We start from the raw sequence: 16,225 nt of genomic DNA, 5'->3' as shown, positions 1-16,225 counted from the left end.
CGGGGTGTCTATCATCCGGGGGCTTTGGTCAAGGGCAAGCCTTGTGCTAAGCTGTTATTCATGAAACGGATCGTGCTTGTTCTTGCCCTCTGCGCGGCACCTGCCATGGCCGATGTGGTCGGCCCCGGCGGCAAGGTTCAGGATTGTTATTGCACCGATAAATCCGGCACCCGCGTCGAACTGGGAGAGATGATCTGCCTGCAGGTCGATGGCCGCATGTTCATGGCCCAATGCCAGATGTCACTGAACGTCCCCATGTGGCGCGAGGTGCAGGAGGGGTGCCTGTCCTCAGGGCTGCAACAAAGCCAACCACCGGTCGACACGAACCCGGTTTACCCCAAAATCTGAACGCCCGAACCGCAATCTGCCGTGAATGCGCAGGATGTCCCCGTCTTGCTGTGCCGTTGTGTAATCGGGAAACCCTAATGTCGGTGTTCGGGTGACATATGTCACCATTCCATCACCAACCGACCCGGCCAAAACCGTTGTCCGTGGAGCGGCCCTTGCAATTGTATCGAAACGCGCCAACCCGTCCGGACCGGTTTCAACCACGCGCACCACGCCGCCTTTCATGTCCCGGTCCGAGTTACCAACCGGCGCGACGTGCCATGTCACGGGATCGGACGGAGCCAGCCGTATGAAAGCCGCCAGTCCAACCACCAGCGCAACACAAAGCCACAGCACCATCTTTGTCATCCCGATCCCAACCCTTTGACAAACCCTAGCCGGATCGGGATGCGGGGCAATATGCGACCCCGGTTATCGTGACGTCACTCCGGGCAGGATGCAGATCAATTCAAACAACAGGTTCGCCGCTGTCAGCGCCGTGTTGCCGGACGGATCGTAGGGCGGCGAAACCTCGACCAGATCACAGCCCACGACATTCATGCCCCCAAGCGCATGGATCAGTTGAAGCGCCTGCGGTGTGGTCAGCCCCGCAATCTCGGGTGTCCCGGTGCCGGGCGCATAGGCCGGGTCCAGACTGTCAATGTCGTAGGTGATGTAAACCGGATGATCCCCTACAGACTTGCGGATAAGCGAGCCGATCTCGGTCAGGTTCTGCTGCCACAGTTCCCAGGCCGGATATTGGCGGAAACCCCATCCCTTCGCTTCAGTGAAATCGCTGGCGGCGTAACCGGACCCGCGAATTCCGATCTGAAAGGTCTTGTCGGGAATGATCAGCCCCTCTTCGTAGGCGCGGCGGAAGACGGTGCCATGGGTCTCACGCTCGCCAAACATTTCGTCATTCACGTCCGCATGGGCATCCACATGCACCAGGGCGACCGAACCGTGCTTTGCCGCAATCGCGCGCAGGATCGGCAGGGTGATCGAATGATCGCCCCCCATCGCCACCGGGGTCACGTTCTGCGCCAGAATGCCGTCATAGCTGTCCTTTATGATCGTCAGACTGTCAGCCAGCGAAAACGTATTGATCGCCAGATCGCCGATATCGGCAATCTGCAAACTGTCAAACGGCGCGGCGAATGTCGCCATGTTATAGGGCCGGATCATCGCGCTTTCACTTCGGATCTGTTTCGGCCCGAACCGCGTGCCCGACCGCCACGAGGTGCCGATATCCATTGGAATACCCAAAACCGCCACATCCAGCCCCTCAAGCGAGGCCGCCTGCGGAAGGCGCATGAAGGTGTTCGGTCCCGAAAACCGGGCCAGATCATTGCCGCTGATCGGTTGGTTGAAATCTGCCATGCCTGTTTTCCCTTCTGCCCGGTCACACAATCAAGCAAATACCGGAAGTATGACTAACCAAATGTTAAACCGGAGCCAGCTTGTTCCAGCCCAGCAGGCAAATGATCTGCGTCGCCACATGCGCCCCGGCAATCGCGGTGGCGCCGGAGGTGTCGAACGGAGGCGAAACCTCGACCACATCGCCGCCCTTGATGTTGATCCCGGCGATGTCGCGCAGAATGATCTGCGTCTGGATCGAGGTCAGCCCGCCCCAGACAGGCGTCCCGGTACCGGGTGCAAAGGCAGGGTCCAGCCCATCAATGTCAAAGCTCAGGTAAACGGGACTGTCGCCCAGAATACCCTTGATCTTCTGCGCCACGGCGGCAGGGCCGGACTCATACACTTCGCGCGCGTCGATGATGTTGACGCCCAGCGTATCCTCGTTGTGTGTGCGAATCCCCACCTGAACCGAGCGCTTCGGGTCCACGATCCCGGATTTCACCGCCTTGTAGAACATCGTGCCGTGGTCCACGCGGGACATGTCGTCATCGGCCCAGGTGTCCGTGTGCGCATCGAATTGCAGCAGCGATATCGGCCCGTATTTCTCGGCATAGGCCTTCAGGATTGGAAAACTGATGTAGTGGTCCCCGCCCAGCGTGACCGAGGCGACATTCGCCTCCAGAATGGTGCGGATGTGATCGGTCAGCGTGTCGGGAAAGGCCGGGATGTTGGCATAGTCGTAGGCCATGTCGCCATAGTCGACGATGGCCAGTTCGCTGAGCGCATCAAAGGGCCAGCCATAAGGCGCATCGGGCGATTGCAGGGCGCTGGCCTCGCGGATCGCGCGGGGGCCCAGACGGGTGCCGGGGCGGTTGGTGACGGCCTGATCAAAAGGTACGCCTGTCACGGCGATGTCAACTCCGTTCAGATCCTTGGTATACAGCCGCCGCAGGAACGAGGTCGCGCCCCCGAACGTGTTCTCGTAGGACAACCCCTTGAGGTCGGGATTGGTGAACGCCTCATCCACTTGGTTTTTTGCGTCTTCCAGTGCCATGTCTTCTCCCTGTCAGCCCAGCGGCTGCGCCTTTTCCACGATCCGGGCAAAGAATGAGGCCCCGATCGGTGCGATGTCGTCGTTGAAGTTGTATTTCGGGTGATGCAGTCCTGCACCTTCACCCTGTCCCAGAAACAGATATGCGCCGGGACGTGCCTGCAGCATATAGGAAAAATCCTCGGCCCCCATCTCGCGCCCGCTATTGGCCGTGACCCGGTCATCGCCGGAAACCTCGCGGGCGACTTCAGCCGCAAATACCGCCTTGGCGTCATCGTTAACCGTGGCTGGGTAACTGACGTCATAGTCCAGCCGCGCTTCGACACCGTAGGATACCGCCTGCCCCTGCACGATCTGCTCCATCCGCTCCATCACCATCTTCTGCACATTGGGATCAAAGGTGCGCACGGTGCCGTTTATATAGGCCGTGTCGGGAATCACGTTGTTCACGGTTCCGGTATGAATCTGCGTGACCGAAACCACCAGATCATCCAACGCGTAGTTATTGCGGCTGACGATGGTCTGGATCGCCTGCGCGATACCGCAGGCCGCCATCACCGGATCGCGGGTTTCATGCGGCATCGCGCCATGGCCGCCCCTGCCCTTTATATGCACCTCGAACGTGTCGACCGCCGCCATGATCGGGCCGGGCGTTGTGTGGAACGCCCCTTCGGCAATGCCCGGCGCGTTGTGCAGCGCATAGACCTGCGAGATGTCAAACCGGTCCATGATGCCTTCTTCCACCATCACGCCGGCCCCGCCGCCTTCTTCCTCGGCGGGCTGAAAGATAAGTGCAACCCGCCCCCGGAAATTTCGTGTCTCGGCCAGATACCGCGCGGCCCCCAGCAACATGGTCGTGTGCCCATCATGGCCGCAGGCATGCATCTTGCCCGGATTCGTCGAGGCATAGGCGACACCAGTCTCCTCCGTGATCGGCAGCGCATCCATATCCGCACGCAGGCCAATGGTCGGCCCTTCACCCTGCCCGTTGATGATGGCGACCATGCCGGTTTTGGCGATGCCTTCGTGCAGTTCATCCACGCCGAACTCGCGCAGACGGTCCGCGACAAAAGCCGCCGTTTCATGGCATTCGAACTCCAGTTCCGGGATTTTATGCAGGTGCTGGCGCCATGCGGCCATATCGGCAGAGAAATCGGCAATTCGGTTGACGACGGGCATCGGGGGTGGACTCCTGATCCAAGCTGCGGGATGGATGCATCTGACACCGGAACAAGGGGCTTCGCAATGGCTGAAAATCCGCTGATCACCGACTCTGACGCTGGGATCGAGCGCTTGCTGGAAATCATGCGCCGCCTGCGCGACCCCGAATCGGGCTGTCCGTGGGATATCGAACAAGATTTCGCGACCATCGCCCCCTACACGATCGAAGAAGCCTACGAGGTCGCTGACGCCATCGAACGTGAGGCGTATGACGAGCTGAAGGGCGAGTTGGGAGACCTGCTGTTTCAATCCGTCTTTCACGCGCAAATGGCTGAAGAGGCTGGGCATTTCACCTTTCAGGACGTGGTTCGCACCATGTCGGACAAGATGGTCGACCGCCACCCGCATGTGTTCGGCGACGAGTCCCGCGACAAGTCCGCCGAACAACAGACAGCGGACTGGGAAACCATCAAGGCGGCAGAGCGTGCAGGCAAGAAACAGAAAGGAGCGTTGGACGGGGTTGCGGCCAACCTGCCTGCCCTGCTGCGTGCCCATAAACTGCAAAAACGCGCCGCCCGGGTCGGATTTGATTGGCCCGATGCCAGCCACGTGTTGGCCAAGATCACGGAAGAGGCCGCTGAACTGGAAGAGGCGCGCGACAGCATGGATGCCGACGCGCTCGAGGACGAATTCGGTGATCTGCTGTTCGTGATCGTCAACCTTGGCCGCCACTTAGGCATCGAACCCGAGGCCGCCCTGCGCCGCACAAACGCCAAGTTCACCCGCCGCTTCGAGAAGGTCGAAGCCCGGCTGGCCGAACGCGGTAAGACGCCCACCCAAAGTGATCTGGCCGAGATGGATGCGCTGTGGGACGAGGTGAAAATCGAGGAACACCGCGCCAATGGCAAACTCCCGCCGGTAAGCGCAACAACCGGGGCCTGAAACAACTGGACAAGACACGCTCAGCTTGTCAGTGTCCGACCTTCACCACCCCCGGAGGCAGAGCATGACCGCCCGCAAGATCATAATCGACACCGATCCCGGACAGGACGATGCCGTCGCCATCCTGCTGGCGCTGGCCAGCCCCGAAGAGGTCGAGGTTCTGGGCATCACCGCCGTCGCCGGAAACGTGCCGCTGGAACTGACGGCCAAGAATGCGCGTATCGTCTGCGAACTGGCCGGTCACACCGAAGTGCCCGTTTATGCCGGATGCGACCGCCCGCTGAACCGCCCTCTGATCACTGCGGAACATGTGCACGGTAAAACCGGCCTGGACGGCCCTGTTCTGCCCGACCCGCAGATGCCGCTGGCGCAAGGCCACGCGGTCGATTTTATCATCGACACCCTGCGTACACAGGCACCGGGGACCGTGACGCTTTGCCCGCTGGGTCCGCTGACCAATATCGCAACGGCGTTTCAGAAGGCCCCCGACATTGTCGACCGCGTTCAGGAAATTGTCCTGATGGGCGGGGCTTATTTTGAGGTCGGAAACATCACCCCAACAGCGGAATTCAACATTCACGTCGATCCGGAAGCTGCTGATATCGTGCTCAAATCCGGAAGGCCTATCGTCGTCATGCCGCTGGATGTCACTCACAAGGCACTTGTCACCAGACCCCGAAATGACGCCTTCCGCGCGCTCGGCAACAAGGTCGGCATCGCCGTGGCCGAAATGACAGATTTCTTCGAGCGGTTCGACATGAACAAATATGGCAGCGAAGGCGCTCCGCTGCACGATCCCTGCGTCACCGCCTATCTGATCCGTCCCGACCTGTTCAGCGGGCGTCACGTCAATGTCGAGATTGAAACCCATTCAGAACTGACCATGGGCATGACCGTCGCAGATTGGTGGGGCGTCACCGACCGCGCACCAAACGCCACATTCATGGGCGATGTGGACGCTGATGGTTTCTTTGCACTACTTACAGAAAGGCTGGCCCGGCTATGACCGCAGCACTCCGCCTCGCCCGACCGGACGACCTGGACCGCCTGATGACGCTGGTTTCCGCATTCCATGCCGAGACCGGAATTGAACAGGATGCCGACCAGCGGCGCGAAGCTCTGCGTCCCCTTCTGGAAGGAATCCCGCATGGGTGCATATACCTGATTGGCCCCGGCCGGGCTCCGCTGGGCTATATCATCCTGACTTTCGGGTGGTCGGTCGAGTTCGGCGGCATGGACGGCTTTGTCGATGAAATCTACATCCGCCCGGCCGTGCGTGGACGCGGTATCGCTTCCGAAGTGCTGCACGATCTGCCCAAAGCCCTTGCCGAGGCCGGAGTGACGGCCCTGCATCTGGAAGTCGATCGCACCAATGACGCTGCGCAAAAACTCTACCTGCGCAGCGGCTTCAAGGCCCGCGACCGCTATATGCTGATGAGCAGAACGCTCTAGCGGCTTTCCCCGCGGAAGATCACATCGGGGTTATACATTTCCTGAACCGGGTCATCCTGAGACACCTGCATCCCTGTGATCGGGTAGGTATCGGGTCCTGCGCAGGCCGCAAGGAAGGATACGGACAGGGCCGAAACCATCAGAAGGAATTTTGATACAGACATCGTGAGCTCCTTTCTGCAATGCAATCAGGATAACTCATGTTGAGACACCGCCGTTAGGAACAAGTTCACACATAACGATATAATACTCGGCCATTTTCCGCCGATATGTCTGTTTTCGCGGTCTTTTGACCAGCATATTCACTGCTAGAGCATTGATAACCATAGACGATCCAGCGATCGGACTTTTCGAGCGTTTTCCTAATTTCGTCTCGGATTTTTTGAATATTTTCTGTCCTCGCATCCCGAAATTTACACTTTCGCGACAAAACGCGCCCCTTTGCCACAACCTGAAAGCGATACGGAGAACTGAGATTTTCACCACATGCTCCAGTGACAGACAGCAAGGCGGCAGCTTGAAAACGCCCCCCATCAAAAGCCCTATCGTTTGTAACACATAGAATGAGCAACCGATCTGGCACCTGTTTGACGCCGCTCTGGTTCTCCCAAGCCCTGGATGGGCGAACATAGACCCGATTGCTGATCAGCTCGGTTCTACCACACTGCTGCGCCCCACAACTCGGCCAGAACCCGTCAAACAATCATGTTTCCCAAGCTGCTTGCCGAATGGCATGAACCGGGCGACTACGGGAACTCTTGTCCGAGGCACCTATCCCCAATTCACTGAAATGCCGTACCCCGCCCCCGCCTAATCGGCGAGGGAGGAACATGTTTTTTTGACACGCGGGCCAAAGCATCTGACTCCGCAATGATCTTCAGTCAGGATTCTTATTATTTTTGCCGAAAGGCTCCGACTCAGCGCAGGATCGATGCTCCGGCATATTCCGCGACCTCACCCAGTGACTCCTCGATCCGGATCAACTGGTTGTACTTGGCCAGCCGGTCCGACCGCGCGAGCGAGCCGGTTTTGATCTGACCACAGTTAGTTGCAACCGCCAGGTCAGCGATGGTTGCGTCCTCGGTCTCGCCCGAGCGGTGCGACATCACATTGGTGTAGCGTGCGCGATGCGCCATATCGACAGCGCGCAGGGTCTCGGTCAGCGATCCGATCTGGTTTACCTTGACCAGCATCGAGTTGGCACAACCGCGCTCGATCCCTTCGGCCAGACGCGCCGGGTTAGTTACAAACAGATCATCACCCACCAACTGTATCTTGTCGCCGATCATGTCGGTCAGAGCTTTCCAGCCGTCCCAGTCATCCTCGGACATGCCGTCTTCGATCGAGATGATCGGGTAATCCTTGACCAGCGCCGCCAGATACTCGGCATTTTCCTCGGACGTCAGCGAGATATTCTCGCCCGACAGGACGTATTTGCCGTCCCTGTAGTATTCGGTTGCCGCACAATCCAGCGCCAGGTGGATTTCCTCGCCCGGCTTGTAGCCTGCCTTTTCGATGGACTGCAGGATGAAATCCAGAGCCTCGCGGGTGGATGCAATATTGGGGGCAAAGCCGCCCTCATCGCCGACACCGGTGGCCAGACCAGCGGCTGACAACTCGCGTTTCAGCGTGTGGAACACCTCGGACCCCATGCGCACGGCTTCGCGGATATTCGCGGCCGAGGTGGGCATGATCATGAATTCCTGAATGTCTATCGGGTTGTCTGCATGTTCACCGCCGTTGATGATGTTCATCATCGGTACAGGCAGAACACGGGCCGAAGTGCCGCCCACATAGCGATACAATGGCTGCGTGGTGAAATCCGCTGCGGCCTTGGCAGTCGCCAGCGAGACACCCAGGATTGCGTTTGCGCCCAGACGGCCCTTGTTTTCGGTCCCGTCCAGTTCGATCATCGCCTGATCGATCGCCACCTGCTCGGTCGCGTCATAGCCCACCAGTTCTTCCGCGATCTCACCGTTCACGGCGGCGACGGCTTCCAGAACGCCCTTGCCCATATAGCGCGACTTGTCGCCATCGCGCTTTTCCACCGCTTCATAGGCGCCGGTTGATGCGCCAGAGGGCACAGCGGCGCGGCCCATGGTGCCGTCTTCCAGGATCACGTCCACTTCGACCGTCGGGTTGCCCCGGCTGTCCAGAATTTCACGTGCATGGATGTCGATGATGGTGCTCATAAGGCCCGTCCCTGTGGCTGCGTTCAGTTGCACGCCTCATACCATCACCGGGTGAAAAGTAAACCGGTCATGTTATCGCTAACACGCTAATCAGGTGACCTTTAGGGCTAACAGCATCCTGTTTGCGCCAACCTGCGACGATCCGTCAGGCCGCAACCGCCATGGCACGCGCCAGACGGCGCTCGCGAACAAAGGTGTAAAGGCCGGAACCCATGATCAGCATGGCACCGGCCAGTGTCATCTGGTCGGGACGTTCGCCGAACATCAGCATCCCTGCGGCAATCGAGAAGACCAGGCGGGTGTACCGGAATGGCGTCAGGGCCGACGCCTCACCGATCCGCATCGCGGTTACGATGCCATAATATCCCAGAACGCCAAACCCGATCGCGCCAAGATAAGGACCGATCTGCGCCGTTTGCAGCGGAATGACCGGTTGAGCCGAAAACACCATCAGAACCGCACCGGCAAACGCCACCGCGATGTAGGCCTGCAGCGCCACAACAGATGACGCGACGCGAACATCAAGTTTCCGCGTGATCAGATCCCGCGCCGCAATGGCAATCACGGTTGCCACGACAAACAGGGACTCGGGCTGGAAACCCTCAAGTCCGGGACGAATGATCATCAGAACACCGATGAAACCAACGCCAATCGCGCTCCACCGCCGCCAGCCTACCTGTTCCCCCAGAAACAGCGCCGCCCCCATGGTCACCGCCAGCGGCATCGCCTGGAACACAGCTGCAACTGTGGACAGGTCGACAAGCGACAGGGCGGTAACAAAGGTCAATGCCCCCACCGCTTCGGTCGCGGCACGGGCCAGCGGCAACGGCTGCCACGCCACCGGATCAAGGATGCGTTTGCGTGTGGCCAACGACATCAGCACGAAAACAAGGCTGCAAAACAGCCCCAGAACAATCATGATCTGGCCGGTCGAAACACTGGTCGACAGATGCTTGATGAACATGTCTTCAAGCGAAAAGGCCGCCATCGAGCCAATGATCAGCAATATGCCGTTTACGTTATTCATGCGCGTGTCCGTTTGGGTGGGCTGAAAAAATCTGAGCCTGTGAGTCACCAAAACCGGAACATTCGCGACGTCGCAAGCCGGATTACGACAGGTATAATGAATTGATTTGAAGCGACCAATCGCTTTTCGTGATAGGTCAGTCCTGTTCCAGCGGCACACCATACAGTTCCAGCCGGTGCCCTTTCAGCTTGTAGCCCAGCTTGGCGGCAATCTTTTCCTGCAGTGCCTCGATCTCGGGATCAACGAACTCGATCACCTCGCCCGACTGCATGTCGATCAGATGATCGTGGTGATCGCGCTCGGCGTCCTCATACCGCGCGCGTCCGTCGCCGAATTCCAGCCGCTCCAGTATTCCCGCCTCTTCGAACAATTTGACGGTCCGGTAGACTGTTGCGATGGAAATGCCGGAATCAACGGCCGAGGCGCGCGTGTACAGTTCTTCGACATCCGGATGGTCTTCGCTTTCCTCCAGCACCTGGGCAATTGTGCGGCGCTGCCCCGTCATGCGCAGCCCTTTGGCTTCGCATCGGGTGATGATCGTATCCGGCATGATGACCCCCAGAAGTGTTCGGGTTTCTGTCTTAGTACGTCTGCACGGCGCGCGCCACAGGTGATTTTCCAGTGCGCCCTAGACTGCAGACCGCAGGTCAGCCCAGACCGGCAGATGATCCGACGCAATATGCGCCGGCCGCGCGTTATGTACACCGTGCAGCATTGCCTCAAGGCCGCCGCCCAGCGCGATTCGGTCCAGCGCGCCCAGGGGTTGCGCCGCCGGAAAGCTTGCGACCGGAGGCAGAAACCGCATGCCCGGAACCAGGTGATCCAGCACGGGCTGACGCGACCATTCGTTGAAATCCCCCGCCCAGACAGTCGGCATACTGTTCTGCCCCGCATCGCTGCGCCTGAGTTGCGTCAACTGCTGGCGGCGGGATGCGGGCAGCAGGCCCAGATGCATCCCCATAACCCGAAGCGGACCAATCTGAGTATCGAATTCGACCTGAACGGCCCCGCGCGGCTCCAGCCCCGGCAACTCGTGATGGGATGCGCTGCGCACCTGTATGGCGTCACCCCGCCAGATTACTGCGTTGCCGTGCCAGCCCAGGCTGCCCGCGCCGCCCAGATCGACAATGTTCCAGCCAGCTTCGTCCAGCATGAAATGCGGCAGCGCCGCAGGCCGGGGCGGCAGACGTTTGTCGGCCTCCTGCAACACCACGATATCCGCTTTCATTCCCTCCAGAACCTGAAGGATACGCTGCGGCTGACGCCGAAGGTCCAGCCCGACGCATTTCTGAATGTTGTAACTGGCAAGTCGAAGGGTCGGCGAACGGGTCATGGGCTTCCGGTTGTCGTAGACCTCTAAGATTGCGTCGCCCGTTCCCGTGTGCAACCCCGGAATACTTGTTTTTCGGTGCAAAATCCGCGCAGTTCAAATCATTGGCGAAATGCACGCTATTGACTATTTGTGCAGCGGATTGATGTTACTTCGGGGTAAAACGGGATGGCAATGCCGGACACTGACAACAAGAAACGCCTCGAAGGTCGGTCGCTGCTTGTGGCCATGTGGGGCAACCTGTTCATGGCCGGGGCCGGTATTCTGGCCGGTATCCTGTCAAACTCCAATGCCATCATGATGGATGGCCTGTTTTCATTGATCGGTTTCGGCTCTGCCGTTCTGGGCCGCCGGATCAGCCAGCGCGTCGGCGCAGGACCCGACAAGCTGCGCCCCTTCGGATATGCGGCGGACGAGGCCATCTTCTCCACCTTCCGTGCCCTGTCGCTGCTGGGGCTTGTCCTGTTCGCTATCACAAACGCAATCAAGAACATCTACAGCTATCTAAGCGGCATTGATCCCGAGCCGCTGAATTTCGCGCCGATGTTCGTGTATTTCGCAACGATCGGGGCCACCTGTCTTTTCCTTTGGGCCTTTCATCACTTCACCTGGCGCAAGACCGGAAAGAACAGTTCGATCCTGCGTCTGGAGGCCCGCGCTTCGCTTTTCGATGGTATGATCACCGCCGCCGCCGGACTGGGGCTGGGCGCCATCTACCTGTTCCGCGATGGCCCCCTTGCGCCCATCGCTCCGATCGGGGACTCGATCATCGTTCTGGTGCTCTGTCTGCTGGCTGTCGGTACCTATTTTCGCGAGTTCCGGGGCGGTTTGGGAGAACTGGCGAACGTCACCGCAAACCCCGAACACCTGGCGACCGCGCGCCGGGCCCTGCGCGAAGCCATCGCCGAAGACGGTGGTACCTTGCGGGACATGTCCGTGACAAAACAGGGGCGCAGCTTTCTGGTGACGGTCTACTATGATCCGGGCCGCCCCGTCACTGCAGACGAAATCGACACCCTGAACTTGCGCATGATCAGCGATGCACGAACCGCGTTGCCTGAATCGGATGTGTTGCTTTTGGTCACCCAGTACCAGCGGCGCTGGCCGGACACGATCAACCCGTATCAGGCGACACCCTAACCTCTGCGCTCACGTGCCACAGAAGGTCGCCCGGACCACTTCATTCTCGGTCGGGGGTCGCATCAGGTCGGCCGCATCAGGCTGATCCACGTATGGGTTCGCCAGTACCTTGTTCAGACGGTGAAACGGCGCGTAGTCCCCTTTCACGGCGGACTGAATCATCTGTTCGACACGGTGATTGCGCGGGATGAAAGCCGGATTGGCCATTGCCATAACGCTTTGCGGGTCTGCCTCGCGTACCAGACGCGCGCTCCATCCTTCGGCCCAGGCGTCAAACGCCTCGCGCTCGGTGAACTGGTCCCGTGCCGCATCGCTGCCCAGCGCGCGGAAAGTATTTGTGAAATCGGCACCGTTCTGGGCCATCCGCGTCAGCAGGTCGGAAATCATCTCAAGATCGCCGTCCTCTGCCGTTGCAAGCCCGATCTTGGCCCGGAACCGGCGTAGCCAGTTCGCCTGCAGCAGCTCGGGCATGGCGTGCACGACCTCAGTCGCCTCCTCGACGGCGGCTTCCTTGTCCTCCATCTGCTGGATCAGCGATGTGGCCAGTTGCGCCACATTCCAGACGGCAACCTCGGGCTGGTTGGAATAGGCATACCGCCTCATCCGGTCAATCGAGCTGTAGACCGTGTTCGGATGATAGCTGTCCATGAAGGCACACGGCCCGTAATCGATGGTCTCTCCGGCAACCGAGCAATTGTCGGTGTTCATCACCCCGTGAATAAACCCCACACTCATCCAACCCGCGATCAATTGCGCCTGCGCGTCGACAACCGCACGCAGCAGGCCCATGGGGCCCTCTGTGTCGGGATAATGGCGCGCAATCGCGTAGTCCGTCAGCCGTTTCAAACTGTCCAACTGCCCGCGCGCGGCAAAGACCTGAAACGTACCCACCCGCAGATGGCTTTGCGCCACACGGGTCAGAACCGCGCCGGGCAACGGACCTTCCCGCAGAACAACCTCACCTGTTTCCACTGCCGCAAGCGCCCGGGTCGTCGGGATGCCCAGCGCGTGCATGGCTTCGGAAACCACGTATTCGCGCAGCACAGGACCCAGCCAGGCGCGTCCGTCCCCTTGCCGCGAAAACGGGGTCGGTCCGGACCCTTTCAACTGAATGTCACGGCGCACCCCATCCGTGCCGACCGTCTCACCCAAAAGCACGGCGCGGCCATCGCCCAGTTGCGGATTGTAGTGCCCGAACTGATGCCCGGCATAAAGCTGCGCCAACGGTTCGGCCCCTGCAGGCACGGCGTTTCCGGCAAAGGTCTCGGCCATTTCCTGCACATCACCCGCAGAAATTCGCAGAACCTTGGCCAGATCGGCATTGAACGCGATCATCTGCGGTGCTCGAACGGGAACCGGCGCCTGTCGCGCAAAAAACGTATCCGGCAGCCGGGCGTAGGAATTGTCAAAGGGGATCGTCAGGGTCATGCGCCAAACATATGGCCTGTGCCTGCAATTGCCATAGCGGATTGCGCCATCCCGTGCATAATTGACCCGAACATCCGAGGATCAAATGACCGCACAAGAGATGATCAATCACCTGCAAATGCAGCGCCACCCTGAAGGCGGCTGGTTCCGGGAAACCTGGCGCGCCAGCAATTCAGGCCGCGCCACTGGAACCTGCATCTATTTCCTTCTGCAGCAAGACGAAAGCAGCCACTGGCACCGTGTCGATGCCACGGAAATCTGGCTTTACCACGCCGGCGCGCCGTTGGTCCTTTCGCTGAGCGCAACCAGCCACGGCCCGGCCACCGATCACCTGCTCACCCCCGATCTGTCTGAGGGTGAGCCGCAACTGATCGTGCCGGAAAACCACTGGCAATCCGCCCGCAGCACCGGCGCCTATACATTGGTCAGTTGCACGGTCTCACCGGGGTTTAAGTTCGAAGGCTTCGAACTGGCCGAACCCGGCTTCGACATCCCGCGCAGCTGACCCCATGGATCACCGCGCGCTCGTCTCTTCCATCCCGGCAGACACAAAGGACCGTCTGCAAAGACGCTCGGACATCTTCGGGTTGAAACATCTTCTGATCTATCTTGGGATTCTGGCTGCAACCAGTGCCGGCATCGCTGCACAAATCCCGTTCTGGCCCGTTCTGCTCTTACCGCAGGGCATTCTTCTGGTCTTCCTGTTCACGCTCAGCCACGAATGCACCCACAAAACCCCGTTTCGGACCGGATGGCTCAACGACGCGGTCGGCCAGGTGGTCTCGGTTCCCATCGCGCTGCCCTTCACATGGTTTCGCTTTTTCCACCTGGCCCACCACAAATGGACCAATCACCCGCAGAATGACCCCGAGCTCGACGGCAAGCCCCGCCCGGACAACTGGCGCAGCCTTGCGGTCTACCTCAGCGGCCGGCCCTACTGGTCCGGCATGGCACGGGTGATGTTCCGCAACGCCCGCGGCAGGATCGACGCCCCCTACCTGCCCGCCCGCCAGCACCGCGCAATCCGGGCCGAGGCGCGCTGTCTCCTGTCCCTCTACACCCTCGCGGTCCTCAGCCTGTTGTTTTCCCCAACCCTCTTCTGGCTGTGGATCCTTCCGGTTCTGATCGGCCAGCCGTTCCTGCGTCTCTACCTGTTGGCCGAACACGGCCTCTGCCCGCCCGTCGCCAACATGCTGGAAAACTCGCGCACCACCTTTACCAACAGGCTGATCCGCTTTCTCGCCTGGAACATGCCCTACCACGCGGAGCACCACGCGTTTCCGAACGTCCCGTTCCATCAGTTGCCCGAACTGCACCGCTGGACACAGGCGCATCTGAAATCCACGTCAAACGGCTATGCCGAATTCACCTCGGACTACACCCAAAGCCTTAGCCGTTAGGATCCGTTCTTCATCTGGCCACAACTATCCCGGGGTGAGGCCGCAAAGCCGAGGGGCAGCGCCCCTTACCCGCCAACCGCGACCCCAGGGGACGGCGAGGATACAATCCCGCCCCCCACCAACGCCTTGACCCCGGTTGTTCCCGGGCACGAGGTCGGCAGCCCCCGCGCGACGCGCACGGCGAGATAGGCAAAAGCCTGCGCCTCCAGCATGTCGCCATCCAGTCCGACGGCCTCGACCGGTTCGACGGGACAGTCCAGTGACACACTTAGCATCTTCATCAGCACCGGATTGCGCCGTCCGCCGCCCGTAACCAGCACTCGTTCGGGCGGTTTCGGGCAATGCTCCATCCCCTGCGCCACACCGGCCGCGCACATTCCGGTCAGGGTTGCGACCGCATCCGCATCGCCGAGCTCTTTGACCAGTTCAATCATCTCGGCAAAATCGTTGCGATCCAGTGATTTCGGCGGCATACGGGCAAAGAACGGCTCGGCCAGAAACAGCTCAAGCGCGCCGGTCTCCACCGAACCGCCCTGCGCCACAGCCCCGTCCCGATCCATTGGCAAACCCAACCTCGCCTGCATCAGATCGTCAACCGGCGCATTGGCCGGACCCGTGTCAAAAGCCAGCAGCGCGCCCGGCACCTCTGGTCCGGCACAGGCCGGATCCACATAAGTCAGGTTGCCGACCCCGCCAAGGTTCAGGAAACACAGTGGCCGGGTCGCGCCAATCCATTTGGCGCAGGCAAAGTGAAAGAACGGTGCCAGCGGCGCCCCCTCGCCCCCCATCGCCACGTCGTCGCTGCGGAAATCCCAGACCACCGGCAAGCCCAGCGCCTGCGACAGGCCAACGCCATCGCCAACCTGCAACGTCCCTTGTGTTTTCGGCGCATGGGCCAGGGTCTGTCCGTGAAACCCGATGACGTCCACCTCTTCGAACTCTGACAGAAGCTCGGCATGGGCGCGGGTCACCAACTCCTCCGCCGCGTCGACCTCGGCGCCGTGCCAGCGTCCCAGCGCCCTGCGCAACAGCGCGCGTTCCTCATCCGAATACGCGCGGTACAGGCTTTCCCCAAACCCGAGAATCTCACGACCGTCTGTTACCACAACAGCTGCATCCACCCCGTCCAGGGATGTGCCTGACATGGCGCCCAAAGCTCTGACGGACCCGTTTTTCTTGATGGCCTGCCCCACGCTTGTCTCTCCTGCAACTTCATTCTGCGCCTGAAATCCCGGCGTCAGGCTCAACCTGCCCATGTATAGCCGCACAAAGCAAGTCGCATGGAATTCGCCGATCACAAGGCAACCGGAATCGTTGCCTCAAATCTATATCCAACCCGGTACCGCGATCTGACTGTGGCGGGATTTGCGAAAAAGTGACGGAGTATGGCAAGTTACAACCATATGGAATTCAGAA

The 16,225-nt window shown here is 60.1% G+C and carries 19 protein-coding genes; 7 read left to right on the top strand and 12 right to left on the bottom strand.

The annotated features are described in order from the left end of the window. Nucleotides 1–60: 60 nt before the first annotated feature. Nucleotides 61–348, top strand: a complete 288-nt coding sequence (locus ACR0J8_RS04135) for a hypothetical protein (RefSeq protein ID WP_321252546.1) — start codon at nucleotides 61–63, stop codon at nucleotides 346–348. On the opposite strand, the gene ACR0J8_RS04130 is transcribed toward ACR0J8_RS04135, so the two are convergent. The 4 genes from ACR0J8_RS04130 to ACR0J8_RS04115 form a co-directional block, all read right to left on the bottom strand. After that, nucleotides 289–696, bottom strand: a complete 408-nt coding sequence (locus tag ACR0J8_RS04130; RefSeq protein WP_480522431.1) for a DUF1499 domain-containing protein — start codon at nucleotides 694–696, stop codon at nucleotides 289–291. The two genes, ACR0J8_RS04135 and ACR0J8_RS04130, sit on opposite strands and share 60 nt — an antisense overlap. A 63-nt stretch (nucleotides 697–759) precedes the next feature. Then, the gene (speB, locus tag ACR0J8_RS04125) at nucleotides 760–1,707 is read right to left on the bottom strand and encodes an agmatinase (protein ID WP_480522432.1); all 948 of its coding nucleotides are present in this window, start codon (nucleotides 1,705–1,707) and stop codon (nucleotides 760–762) included. A 64-nt stretch (nucleotides 1,708–1,771) separates the two neighbouring features. Further along, nucleotides 1,772–2,740: an agmatinase gene (speB, locus tag ACR0J8_RS04120; RefSeq protein WP_480522433.1), complete on the bottom strand. Its 969-nt coding sequence runs from the start codon at nucleotides 2,738–2,740 to the stop codon at nucleotides 1,772–1,774. A gap of 12 nt (nucleotides 2,741–2,752) precedes the next feature. Next, a complete protein-coding gene (locus ACR0J8_RS04115; protein WP_480522434.1) occupies nucleotides 2,753–3,916 on the bottom strand; it encodes a M20 aminoacylase family protein in 1,164 nt (387 codons plus the stop codon). Between the two features lie 66 nt (nucleotides 3,917–3,982). On the opposite strand from ACR0J8_RS04115, the gene mazG reads away from it, so the two are divergent. From mazG to ACR0J8_RS04100, 3 genes are all read left to right on the top strand, one after another. Then, nucleotides 3,983–4,840 (top strand): nucleoside triphosphate pyrophosphohydrolase, encoded by an 858-nt coding sequence (gene mazG / locus ACR0J8_RS04110; protein ID WP_170677449.1) that lies wholly within the window; start codon nucleotides 3,983–3,985, stop codon nucleotides 4,838–4,840. A 64-nt stretch (nucleotides 4,841–4,904) separates the two neighbouring features. Beyond that, entirely contained in the window at nucleotides 4,905–5,846 is a 942-nt protein-coding gene (locus tag ACR0J8_RS04105) for a nucleoside hydrolase (protein WP_480888914.1), read from the top strand. Then, nucleotides 5,843–6,292 (top strand): GNAT family N-acetyltransferase, encoded by a 450-nt coding sequence (locus tag ACR0J8_RS04100; RefSeq protein WP_170610566.1) that lies wholly within the window; start codon nucleotides 5,843–5,845, stop codon nucleotides 6,290–6,292. The genes ACR0J8_RS04105 and ACR0J8_RS04100 overlap by 4 nt, the downstream gene beginning before the upstream one ends. Here ACR0J8_RS04100 and ACR0J8_RS04095 read toward each other — a convergent pair. From ACR0J8_RS04095 to ACR0J8_RS04070, 6 genes are all read right to left on the bottom strand, one after another. After that, nucleotides 6,289–6,456 (bottom strand): hypothetical protein, encoded by a 168-nt coding sequence (locus ACR0J8_RS04095; RefSeq protein WP_170610563.1) that lies wholly within the window; start codon nucleotides 6,454–6,456, stop codon nucleotides 6,289–6,291. The genes ACR0J8_RS04100 and ACR0J8_RS04095 overlap by 4 nt on opposite strands. Before the next feature lie 65 nt (nucleotides 6,457–6,521). Next, nucleotides 6,522–6,995, bottom strand: a complete 474-nt coding sequence (locus tag ACR0J8_RS04090; protein WP_170805560.1) for a hypothetical protein — start codon at nucleotides 6,993–6,995, stop codon at nucleotides 6,522–6,524. 214 nt (nucleotides 6,996–7,209) lie between these two features. Beyond that, the gene (eno, locus tag ACR0J8_RS04085) at nucleotides 7,210–8,484 is read right to left on the bottom strand and encodes a phosphopyruvate hydratase (RefSeq protein WP_480522437.1); all 1,275 of its coding nucleotides are present in this window, start codon (nucleotides 8,482–8,484) and stop codon (nucleotides 7,210–7,212) included. Nucleotides 8,485–8,629: 145 nt separating this feature from the next. Next, entirely contained in the window at nucleotides 8,630–9,511 is an 882-nt protein-coding gene (locus ACR0J8_RS04080; protein WP_170610554.1) for a DMT family transporter, read from the bottom strand. Between the two features lie 136 nt (nucleotides 9,512–9,647). Next, on the bottom strand, nucleotides 9,648–10,061 hold the full coding sequence (locus tag ACR0J8_RS04075; protein ID WP_170610551.1) for a Fur family transcriptional regulator: 414 nt from the start codon (nucleotides 10,059–10,061) through the stop codon (nucleotides 9,648–9,650). Nucleotides 10,062–10,139: 78 nt separating this feature from the next. Next, on the bottom strand, nucleotides 10,140–10,844 hold the full coding sequence (locus ACR0J8_RS04070; protein WP_170610549.1) for an endonuclease/exonuclease/phosphatase family protein: 705 nt from the start codon (nucleotides 10,842–10,844) through the stop codon (nucleotides 10,140–10,142). A 171-nt stretch (nucleotides 10,845–11,015) separates the two neighbouring features. On the opposite strand from ACR0J8_RS04070, the gene ACR0J8_RS04065 reads away from it, so the two are divergent. Then, nucleotides 11,016–11,981, top strand: a complete 966-nt coding sequence (locus tag ACR0J8_RS04065; RefSeq protein WP_480522439.1) for a cation diffusion facilitator family transporter — start codon at nucleotides 11,016–11,018, stop codon at nucleotides 11,979–11,981. Nucleotides 11,982–11,990: 9 nt separating this feature from the next. On the opposite strand, the gene ACR0J8_RS04060 is transcribed toward ACR0J8_RS04065, so the two are convergent. Further along, a complete protein-coding gene (locus tag ACR0J8_RS04060) occupies nucleotides 11,991–13,409 on the bottom strand; it encodes a protein adenylyltransferase SelO (protein ID WP_480522440.1) in 1,419 nt (472 codons plus the stop codon). A gap of 85 nt (nucleotides 13,410–13,494) precedes the next feature. Here ACR0J8_RS04060 and ACR0J8_RS04055 point away from each other — a divergent pair, with 85 nt between their 5' ends. Next, a complete protein-coding gene (locus ACR0J8_RS04055) occupies nucleotides 13,495–13,914 on the top strand; it encodes a cupin domain-containing protein (protein WP_480522441.1) in 420 nt (139 codons plus the stop codon). 4 nt (nucleotides 13,915–13,918) lie between these two features. After that, nucleotides 13,919–14,809, top strand: coding sequence for a fatty acid desaturase (locus tag ACR0J8_RS04050; protein ID WP_480888913.1), 891 nt, complete (start codon nucleotides 13,919–13,921; stop codon nucleotides 14,807–14,809). Between the two features lie 65 nt (nucleotides 14,810–14,874). Here the strand turns inward: ACR0J8_RS04050 and ACR0J8_RS04045 are convergent, their stop codons facing one another. Then, nucleotides 14,875–16,002, bottom strand: a complete 1,128-nt coding sequence (locus ACR0J8_RS04045) for an anhydro-N-acetylmuramic acid kinase (RefSeq protein WP_480522632.1) — start codon at nucleotides 16,000–16,002, stop codon at nucleotides 14,875–14,877. Nucleotides 16,003–16,225: the final 223 nt, after the last annotated feature.

This window comes from Ruegeria sp. N11, from assembly GCF_056531525.1.
This window is presented reverse-complemented; position numbering and strand designations above follow the sequence as displayed.